Consider the following 8,399-nt stretch of genomic DNA (forward strand, 5'->3'; position numbering starts at 1 on the left):
CGCAAGGGCCAAGCGCGGCCGCGAGGCGGGCGAAAGTCAGCCGCGCGGCGGGAAGATCCGGTAGTAGGCCCAGTCGGGCAGGAAGTTGCCGCCCCGGAAGAGCCAGGAAAAGAGGGTGGGGAAGCTGATCTTGAAACCGCCCTGCGCCATGTGGCGGAACATGATCCGGGCGGCCACCTCCGGGTCCATGATGAAGGGCATCGTGAACTCGTTCTTTGCCGTCAGCCGGGTGCGGATGAAGCCGGGGTTGGCGAGCTGCACGGTGACGCCGGTCTTGCGCAGGTCGGCGTAGAGCGATTCGGCCAGCACCATCGTCCCGGCCTTGGACGCGGCATAGCCGATGGCGCCCGGCAGGCCCCGGAAGCCCGAGAGCGAGCCGGTGATGACCACATGCCCCCGGTTCCTCGCCACCATCCCCGGCAGGGCGGCGCCAAGGGTGCGGACGCAGCCGGTGAAGTTGACGTTGGCCATGGCTTCAGCCTTTTCGGCATCCCAGTCCTGTGCGCGCATCGGCCAGTAGACGCCGGCGAGAAAGACCATGCCGTCCAGATCTGGTAGTTGCGACGCCGTCGCGGCGACGCTGGCGCTGTCGCCCACGTCCATCGGCAGGATGGTCGCCGGTCCGGGAAGGGCTGCGGCGGCGGCCTTCAGGCTGTCCTCGCTGCGGGCGGAGAGGATCAGGTCGGCGCCGGCCTCCGACATCAGCCGGGCGAGCGCCAGGCCGAGACCTTCGGACGCGCCGACAAGCCAGTAGCGTTTGCCCCTGAACTCCCTCATTCGGCGGCGGCCAGCTGGCGCGCCTCGGGCGTGGCGGGGCGGATGGTGGCGACCAGTTCGGCCACCTTGATCCCGAACTTGCGGAACTGCGAACGGTTCATGATCGAGCCGTTGTCGAGCAGATACATCCAGTCGGTCACGTCCAGGACATGCCCGCCGGCCTCGGGCGTGAGCCGGATGCGATAGCGCAACAGGACGCCCGAGCCCTCGACACGGCCCGTGCCGGTGCCCTCGACATCGGGTGCCGTCGCGGTGATCCGGCCGTCAGCCGCCAGCACAAGCGTCCAGGCGCGATGTTGCACGGTGCCGCTGTCGTAGCGGAAGACTTCGGCCAGGGTGCCGGCAGAGCCGTTCCAGGTGCCGGTCATCTCGGCCACGAAGCGCGAGGTGACGCGGCCGGTCGGGCCGAAGATCACGCCCTCGCAGGTCAGCGGGCCGTTCAGGTGGCGGCGGAGGTCGAAGGCGGGGCCGGTGCCGGCATAGTCTGCGGGGGTCTGGGCGGCAAACGAGGCGAAGCGGGTTCGCAGCATGATCAGGGCGACGACGACCAGCGCGCCGAACAGGGCGGAAAGGATCGGGGTCATGGCGTGGCGTCCTTCGGGGTCATGTCGAGGCGGGTCCGGGCAAGCAGTGCGATGGCCGTCAGTTTCAATACGCAAGGCAGCCCGGCGTAGATCAGTGTGAGTGCCCTCAGTGCCGATTCGGTGTTCGCGGCGCCCGGTCGGAAGCCCGCGGTCTGAAGCGCGGGCAGGATGGTGAGCGCGGCAAGGGCCAGCGACACCTTTGACACGAAGTTCCATAGCCCGAAGGCCGCCGCCTCGGGCGTGCCGGTCTGTGCCAGGCGCTGGGCGAAGATCGCCGGGAGGAGGGTGAGGTCCGCGCCAAGCGCGGCGCCCGAGGCGGCGCAGATCAGGGCAAAGGGGACGAGGTCCCCGGTGCCGAGGCTGAGGGTCCAGAGGAAGCTGGCGATGGCCAGCAGCATCGCCAACAGAAGCACGGGCTTCGGGCCGTGGCGGCGGGCCAGCAGGCTCCAGAGAGGCGTGGAGGCTGCGGCGGCCAGGAAGAAAAGGAGGAGCAGCGGTCCCTCCCAGCCGGGCAGGGCGAGTCGGCTTTCGACGAAGAACAGGAAGAGGGTGGAGGTGACGGCAACCGGCGAGGCGTTCAGGAGCGCGATCAGCAGCAGGCGGCGCGACAGGGGATCGGCTAGCGCCGGGCGGAACAGCTCGAAGGGGTTCGCAGCGGGTTCGGCCCCGGCCCCCTGCCATTCTTGGCGCATGGCAAGCGTCGCCGCCAGGGCGAAGGCCGCGAAGATCAGGGCAAAGGCGGTGAAGGGCGTGGCGGTGAGCGGCGCAAGCGCCACCGGGGCGGTGGCGGCAAGGCAGACGCCGAGGAGCGATCCGCCCTCGCGCCAGCCGGCCAGGCGGATGTGGCCCTGGGCGCCGAGGGTCTGCGCCTTGGTAACGCCTTCGGCGTAGAAGCAGATCGTGAGGAAGGAGAAGGCGGAGAAGAGGACCGTCAGGCTGAGGGCGAACCAGGCCAGAGGGGCGACGGGCGGTGCGACGGCGAAGAGGGCAAGCATCGCGGCGGCCATGAGTGCGGTGGCGGCGGCGATGGTCAGGCGGCGCCGCGGCCGGGTGCGTTCCGCAAGCCAGCCGAGCAGCGGATCCTGCACAACGTCAACGAGGCGCAGGCCGGCGAGGGTCAGGCCCATCGCAGCCAGCGTCGTGCCGTAGCTGTCGATGTAGAATTTCGGTGCGTGGATGTAGATCGGCAGGCCGGCCATGGCGATCAGGGCGGCAAAGAGCGACCAGGCGGGAAGGCGCGCGGTCATCGGCGGTAGCGACATTGAGCGCCTGTCGGCGCAAGCCTCTTGCCTCGCCTCTGCGCGCGCGGCGCGCGCAACCGGCTCGGGCGTTTGCCTCCGGCGGGGATATTTGCGGACAGATGAAGGATGGCGGGCCGGACGGGCCGGGTCATCGGGAGATGTCTTCGGCCGGGGGCGTCGGGCGGTGATTGAACTTCACCTTCTTGAGCCACAGCTTCAGTGCCTGCCAGTGGATCAGCGCCAGGACCCGGCGCGAGCCGAAGGGCCGGCGCAGGGCCGAGGCGAGGATGCCAAGGTTTGTCAGCGGCTGGCGTGGACCGATCAGGTTGGTGAAGAGGCCGCCGCCCGGGGTGGTGTAGTCGATCCAGATGCCGATCCGTTCGGGCCTGATGTCGAAGCGGAACGTGTAGGTGCCGGCGACCGGCTGGAAGGGCGAAACGTGGAAGATCTTCTGCGCCGTGATCGTGTCCTCGCGGGTGATGGGGGCACGATCCTCGCGGTGGCAGAGATAGGAATGGCGATCGCCGTAGGTGTTGGTCACTTCGGCGATCACGGCGCGAAGGTGTCCCACATGGTCGTAGGACAGCCAGAAGCTGACCGGGTTGAACACATGGCCGAGCAGGCGCGGCTGGGCGAGGAGGAGGATGCGGTCGTGGGCGAGGTGGTGTCGGGCAAGGACCTCGCGCGCCCAGTCCACGCCGCGCCCCTGGCCGGGAGCGCCGCCATGGTCGGCGTCGTGGACCGACATCAGGTTGCCCCGGTTGCGGGAGAAGAGCGCCGGACCCTGCACCTTCGCCGGGTCGAGCAGCAGGTAGTCCACCGAATAGCGGAAGGCGTTCTTCACCGCGCCCTTGCGGCCGTGGAAGGTTTCCGCGGGGATGCGCTGCACCTGGCTCATGCGACCAACCGGAAGGCGTGCCGTTCCGCCATCGCCTGCACCACATCCACCGCCGAGGCGAAGCCGTCCTCGTGGAAGCCGTTGCGCATCCATGCGCCGCAAAACCAGGTGTTGCGCGCGCCGTTCATGGTGCGCAGGCGCGCCTGGGCGGCGAAGGCGGCGACGTCGAAAACGGGGTGATGGAAGGTGGTCACGTCGTGGATCAGCGCGTCGCGGATCGGGCGGGTGGTGTTCAGGGTGACGAACAGCGGATCGTCCTGCGGGATCGGTTGCAGCGAGTTCATCCAGTAGGTCAGGTCGATGCGGTCGCCGGGGCCGGTCTTCGGTTCGACATAGGACCAGGAGGACCACACCTTGCGCGATTTCGGCATAAGCGCGGGGTCGGAATGCAGCACCGCCTCGTTCGGCTGGTAGCGGATCGCGGAAAGCGCGCCGGTCTCTTCGGGCGTGCCGTCGGCCAGAAGCTTCAGCGTGATGTCGGAATGGGTGGCGAACACCACGTCGTCGAAGAGTTCGGGCTCGGCGCCGTGGCTGCGCACGAAGACCGACCCGGCCTCGCGCCGAACGGATGCGACCGGGGTGCCGGTGCGGATGTCGACGCCCTGCGCCGTCATCGCCGACTGGAGGCGGCGGACATATTCGATCGATCCGCCCTTGACCGTGTACCACTGGTGCTGGCCGTCGTAGTCCATCAGCGCATGGTTGCGGAAGAAGCGGACCAGCGCCTGTGCCGGGAAGTTCAGGATGCCCGAGGTCGGGGTTGACCAGATCGCGCCCGAGAACGGGGTGATGTAGTGGTCGCGGAAGTAGGCTCCGGTGCCGAGGCGGCCCAGAAGCTCGCCGATGGTCATGTCGGGGTCATTGGCCACGGCCTCGGCATTGCGGTTGAAGTGCAGGATGTCGGTCAGCATCCGCAGGAAGCGCGGGTTGAAGGCGTTCTTCCGCTGGGCGAAGATCGTGTCCATCGAGGCCAGGCCGTATTCGATGGCCCCGCCCCGGATCGAGGCGCCGAAGGACATGTTGCTTTCGGTGACGGGGACGGCGAGTTTCTCGAACAGGCGCACCAGATGGGGATAGTTCACCCGGTTGAAGACGATGAAGCCGGTATCGACCGGCTGATCCTTGCGCTTGCCGGCGATCACGGTACGAGCATGGCCACCCAGGCGCGGCTCGGACTCGAACAGCACGACCGAGTTGCGGTCGGCCAGCAGGTGGGCGGCGGCCATTCCGGATATGCCGCCACCGATCACGGCGATGCGGCGGGGGGCGGGGCCGAACTGTTCGAAAGGCATTCCTTGGACTTCCCTCGTTTATTTGAGACAGTTACGCAGCGGGCGCCCGATCGGATCACCCTTCGCTGCGCACAGGCTGCCGCACCGAAGAAAGTTTCGTGTCAGGTTTGCCTAACGTGACAGAAGCCAGAAAACTGTCAAATGCAGTTGACATAAAGCCTTGACTTGTGGCTGGCGCGCTCCAGTTCGCTGAAAAATGATCCGTTCGCGGGTTGCAGGCGTAGAAAGCCCATGATGCTTGACGCCTCGAGAGCCGCTATGACGGAACAGGCCTTGCCGCCGCTGCCTTCGGGCATAGGTGCACGGGTCGGTTCGCGCCAGAAAAGGGACGGGTCGTTGGCGACGACGGATGAGACGGACTGGGCCGGCCTTCTGGTGAAGGTACGCGACCATCAGGACAGGGCGGCGTTCGCGGCGCTGTTCCGGCATTTTGCCCCTCGGGTGAAGGCCTTCCTGATGAAGTCCGGGGCGGGGGCCGCGCTGGCCGAGGAATGCGCGCAGGACGTCATGGCGACGCTGTGGCAGAAGGCGCATCTCTTCGATCCTTCGCGGGCCAGCGTGGCGACCTGGGTCTATACCATCGCCCGCAACCGGCGGATCGACGCGCTGCGCAAGGCGCGCCGGGCCGAGCCCGAGGAATTGGACTGGGGACCGGAGCCTGAGCCTGACCAGGCAGAGGTGATGGAGACCCAGCAGGAGACGGAGCGGCTGGGGCGCGCGTTGGCCGCGTTGCCCGCGCCGCAGAGGGTGCTGATCGAGCGCGCCTTCTACGGTGACCTGTCGCACAGCGAGATCGCTGCCGAGACGGGGCTGCCGCTGGGCACGATCAAGTCGAGGATAAGGCTGGCGCTGGAAAAACTGCGCCACCAGTTGGGGTAAGGACCAGGACGGGAATGACGACGATACGCCATCATCTTTCGGACCAGTTGCTGATGGCCTACGCCGCCGGCCAGCTGCCCGAGGCGTTCAACCTTGTCGTGGCGACGCATGTGTCGCTCTGCGACGAGTGCCGGGCGCGGGCGGCGTCCTTCGACGCGGTGGGCGGCGCGCTGCTGGAAGAAGCCGAGGAGATCGCTATGGGCGAGGACGCCCTGTCCCGCGCGCTGGAACGCATCGAAGGGTTGCCGCAGGCGACCCGGTCCGAGCCGCTGAAACCCGCGGGCATCTTTCCGGCGCCGTTGGCGGATTACGTGGGCGGCGACCTGTCCGCCGTGCGCTGGCGCAAGGTCGGCGGCGGGGTGAAGCAGGCGATCCTGCCCACCGGCAAGGACGCCTCGGCCCGGCTGCTCTACATTCCGGCGGGGACAGCGGTGCCCGACCATGGCCACCGGGGGATGGAGCTGACGCTGGTCCTGCAGGGCGCCTTTGCCGATGACAACGACCGTTTCGGTCGCGGCGACATCGAGATCGCCGACGAGGATCTGGAACATACCCCGGTAGCACTCGCGGGTGAGGACTGCATCTGCCTTGCCGCCACGGATGCGCCGCTGCGGTTCCGTGGGCTGATCCCGCGGCTTGCGCAGCCCTTGTTGCGCATCTGAGCGCGCGGCCCAAGAATTTTTGGCACAAGTTCCTGGGCTTCGGGCGTGGTGCCGTCAGGTCAGACCGTGAAGCCGCACCGCCAGCACCGGCCAGTCGCCCTGAAGCCGGGCCGCGCCTTCGGTCAGGATAAGGTCGTCGCGCTGCACAGCCCGACCGTTCACCAGGCAGGGTCCAAGCGCATAAAGCGCCAGCGTGCCGCCGGCTGGCAGGCTGTCGTTCTGGGCTGGCGTCACCTGCGGTTTCGGCAGGCTGCGGGCGGTCATCACATTGAAATCGTCGGACTGCATCCCCTGCGTCTCGCTGGCCTCGACCGGCACGTCGCCCGGAAAGGCCACAGGCACCAGCGGCTCGCACCGCAGGTCGATCCCCGGCCCGGTCAGCCGGAAGCCGGGGCCCGAGAGGACCGTCAGGTTCCGCTCGATCCCCGGAAACAGCGAGAATGGTCCGTCCTCGACCACCGCCGCACGCGACAGGCGGACCAGAAGCTGCCCGTGCCGCTCCAGCCGCCACAGCTCGGTCGTGCTGCCGCGCCCGTTCTTCCAGGGCTGGCGGGTGTAGTCGGCGGCGGTGAGGTGGATCATTCGGCGGCCGTCGGTCCGATGACGCGGGCGGGATCGTCCGGGGCCAGTTCCTCGAAGTCGAAATTGTCCAGTCGCCGGGCGCGTTTCGTGGCCTTGTCGGAAGAGATCTTGATTTCCTCGATGTCCTTTGCCGCCTGTCCGAAGTGGCGGTCGAGGTTCTCGACCCGCGCGCCCAGCCGCTCGACATCGGCATAGAGAAGCGACAGTTCCCGCCGGATCGCCCCCGCCTGTTCGCGCATCCTTGCGTCCTTCAGCACCGCCCGCATCGTGTTCAGCGTCGCCATGCAGGTGGTGGGCGAGACGATCCAGACCTTCGCGGCGAAGCCTTCGCGCACCAGGTCGGGGAAATTCGCGTGCAATTCGGCATAGACCGCCTCTGACGGCAGGAACATCAGCGCGCCGTCGGCGGTCTCGCCCTCCAGGATGTATTTCTCGGCAATGGCGCGGACATGGGCGCGGACGGCCTGCCGCATCAGCTGCTGGGCCTCTTGCGCCAGGCGCGGCGTGTCGGCGCGGCGGAGCGCCTCGTAGGCCTCGAGCGGGAACTTGGCGTCGATGACGATGGGGCCGGGCGGGTTCGGCAGGTGGATCAGGCAGTCGGCGCGGCGGCCGTTGGAAAGGGTCGCCTGCATCGTGTAGGCGTCCTTCGGCAGGGCCTTCTGCACGATATCATGCAGCTGGATTTCCCCGAAGGCGCCGCGCGTCTGCTTGTTCGACAGGATGTCCTGAAGCGACAAGACGTTGCCCGACAGCTTCTCGATGTTCGCCTGCGCCTTGTCGATGGTCTCCAGCCGCTGCTGCAATTCGCCCAGGGACCGGGCGGTGCGCGTCGAGGTGCCATGCAGCGCCTCGGTCATCTGGCGCTGCACCTCGGCGAGGCGCTGTTCCATGACCTGAAGCATCGCGGTCTGGCTGACGGCCTGCGCCTCGCTGACATGGTGCAGGCCGCCGGCCAGTTGCTGCTGGCCGTCGCCGATCTGCTGGATGCGGCTGGACAGCCAGGCCACCTCGCGGGCGAGCGGTTCGGCGGCCGAGGCCGACCGTGCCGCCGTGCGCAGGATCAGGACGAGGAAGCCGAGGAGCAGCGCGACGAGGCCGCCGAGGACGAGGACCTCGGGGGCGTTCCAGGCATAGGTCTGGCCGAACAGCGTGATCATCGGCGGCCGAACAGCCGTTCGATGTCGTGGAGGCTGAGTTCCACATAGGTCGGCCGGCCGTGGTTGCACTGGCCGGAGAGGGGCGTCGCCTCCATCTCGCGCAGCAGGGCGTTCATTTCCTCGGGCCGCATCTGGCGGCCGGAACGGATCGAGCCGTGACAGGCCATGCGCGACAGGATCGCGTCGATCTTCGCACGCACCAGTTGGCTGTCGCCCTGATCGGTGAGTTCGTCGAGGATGTCGCGGAGCAGCGCCGCGCCGTTGACCGGGCCGAGGACGGCGGGGGTCTCGCGGATGGCCACCGCAGATCCGCCGAAGGGTTCGATC

Annotated in this window: 9 protein-coding genes and 1 pseudogene; 2 read left to right on the forward strand and 8 right to left on the reverse strand. The window is 68.1% G+C overall.

Annotation, left to right across the window (positions count from 1 at the left end; translation table 11 throughout):
* Positions 1–36: 36 nt before the first annotated feature.
* The 5 genes from ACK4IU_RS07330 to ACK4IU_RS07350 are packed head-to-tail and all read right to left on the reverse strand — an operon-like array spanning position 37 to position 4,792.
* Positions 37–777, reverse strand: a complete 741-nt coding sequence (locus ACK4IU_RS07330; protein ID WP_409733168.1) for an SDR family NAD(P)-dependent oxidoreductase — start codon at positions 775–777, stop codon at positions 37–39.
* Positions 774–1,361: a DUF3833 domain-containing protein gene (locus tag ACK4IU_RS07335; protein ID WP_409733170.1), complete on the reverse strand. Its 588-nt coding sequence runs from the start codon at positions 1,359–1,361 to the stop codon at positions 774–776. The genes ACK4IU_RS07330 and ACK4IU_RS07335 overlap by 4 nt, the downstream gene beginning before the upstream one ends.
* Positions 1,358–2,791: an MFS transporter gene (locus ACK4IU_RS07340; protein ID WP_409733203.1), complete on the reverse strand. Its 1,434-nt coding sequence runs from the start codon at positions 2,789–2,791 to the stop codon at positions 1,358–1,360. The genes ACK4IU_RS07335 and ACK4IU_RS07340 overlap by 4 nt, the downstream gene beginning before the upstream one ends.
* Entirely contained in the window at positions 2,751–3,500 is a 750-nt protein-coding gene (locus ACK4IU_RS07345; protein ID WP_409733172.1) for a DUF1365 domain-containing protein, read from the reverse strand. The genes ACK4IU_RS07340 and ACK4IU_RS07345 overlap by 41 nt, the downstream gene beginning before the upstream one ends.
* Positions 3,497–4,792: an NAD(P)/FAD-dependent oxidoreductase gene (locus tag ACK4IU_RS07350; protein ID WP_409733175.1), complete on the reverse strand. Its 1,296-nt coding sequence runs from the start codon at positions 4,790–4,792 to the stop codon at positions 3,497–3,499. Before ACK4IU_RS07350 ends, ACK4IU_RS07345 begins: the two co-directional genes overlap by 4 nt.
* A 336-nt stretch (positions 4,793–5,128) precedes the next feature.
* Between ACK4IU_RS07350 and ACK4IU_RS07355 the strand changes: the two genes are divergently transcribed.
* Both ACK4IU_RS07355 and ACK4IU_RS07360 read left to right on the forward strand, forming a co-directional pair.
* Positions 5,129–5,671, forward strand: coding sequence for a sigma-70 family RNA polymerase sigma factor (locus tag ACK4IU_RS07355; RefSeq protein WP_409733177.1), 543 nt, complete (start codon positions 5,129–5,131; stop codon positions 5,669–5,671).
* 14 nt (positions 5,672–5,685) lie between these two features.
* Positions 5,686–6,333, forward strand: coding sequence for a ChrR family anti-sigma-E factor (locus ACK4IU_RS07360; protein WP_409733179.1), 648 nt, complete (start codon positions 5,686–5,688; stop codon positions 6,331–6,333).
* A gap of 54 nt (positions 6,334–6,387) precedes the next feature.
* Here the strand turns inward: ACK4IU_RS07360 and ACK4IU_RS07365 are convergent, their stop codons facing one another.
* The 3 genes and pseudogenes from ACK4IU_RS07365 to ACK4IU_RS07375 all read right to left on the reverse strand — a co-directional run.
* Positions 6,388–6,915, reverse strand: a complete 528-nt coding sequence (locus tag ACK4IU_RS07365; protein ID WP_409733181.1) for a HutD family protein — start codon at positions 6,913–6,915, stop codon at positions 6,388–6,390.
* On the reverse strand, positions 6,912–8,072 hold the full coding sequence (locus tag ACK4IU_RS07370; RefSeq protein ID WP_409733183.1) for a DNA recombination protein RmuC: 1,161 nt from the start codon (positions 8,070–8,072) through the stop codon (positions 6,912–6,914). The genes ACK4IU_RS07365 and ACK4IU_RS07370 overlap by 4 nt, the downstream gene beginning before the upstream one ends.
* A pseudogene (locus tag ACK4IU_RS07375) lies at positions 8,069–8,399 on the reverse strand (DNA mismatch repair protein MutL); the annotation flags it as partial. The gene ACK4IU_RS07370 and the pseudogene ACK4IU_RS07375, both read right to left, overlap by 4 nt.

Origin of the sequence: Tabrizicola flagellatus (assembly GCF_046295235.1) — a bacterium.
Lineage (GTDB): Bacteria > Pseudomonadota > Alphaproteobacteria > Rhodobacterales > Rhodobacteraceae > Tabrizicola > Tabrizicola flagellata_A.

Excerpts from the sequence above, each read along its gene's own strand:
- ACK4IU_RS07360 (WP_409733179.1), top strand. The coding sequence starts at position 5,686 with ATGACGACGATACGCCATCATCTTTCGGACCAGTTGCTGATGGCCTAC.
- ACK4IU_RS07330 (WP_409733168.1), bottom strand. The coding sequence starts at position 777 with ATGAGGGAGTTCAGGGGCAAACGCTACTGGCTTGTCGGCGCGTCCGAA.
- ACK4IU_RS07350 (WP_409733175.1), bottom strand. The coding sequence starts at position 4,792 with ATGCCTTTCGAACAGTTCGGCCCCGCCCCCCGCCGCATCGCCGTGATC.
- ACK4IU_RS07335 (WP_409733170.1), bottom strand. The coding sequence starts at position 1,361 with ATGACCCCGATCCTTTCCGCCCTGTTCGGCGCGCTGGTCGTCGTCGCC.
- ACK4IU_RS07345 (WP_409733172.1), bottom strand. The coding sequence starts at position 3,500 with ATGAGCCAGGTGCAGCGCATCCCCGCGGAAACCTTCCACGGCCGCAAG.
- ACK4IU_RS07370 (WP_409733183.1), bottom strand. The coding sequence starts at position 8,072 with ATGATCACGCTGTTCGGCCAGACCTATGCCTGGAACGCCCCCGAGGTC.
- ACK4IU_RS07365 (WP_409733181.1), bottom strand. The coding sequence starts at position 6,915 with ATGATCCACCTCACCGCCGCCGACTACACCCGCCAGCCCTGGAAGAAC.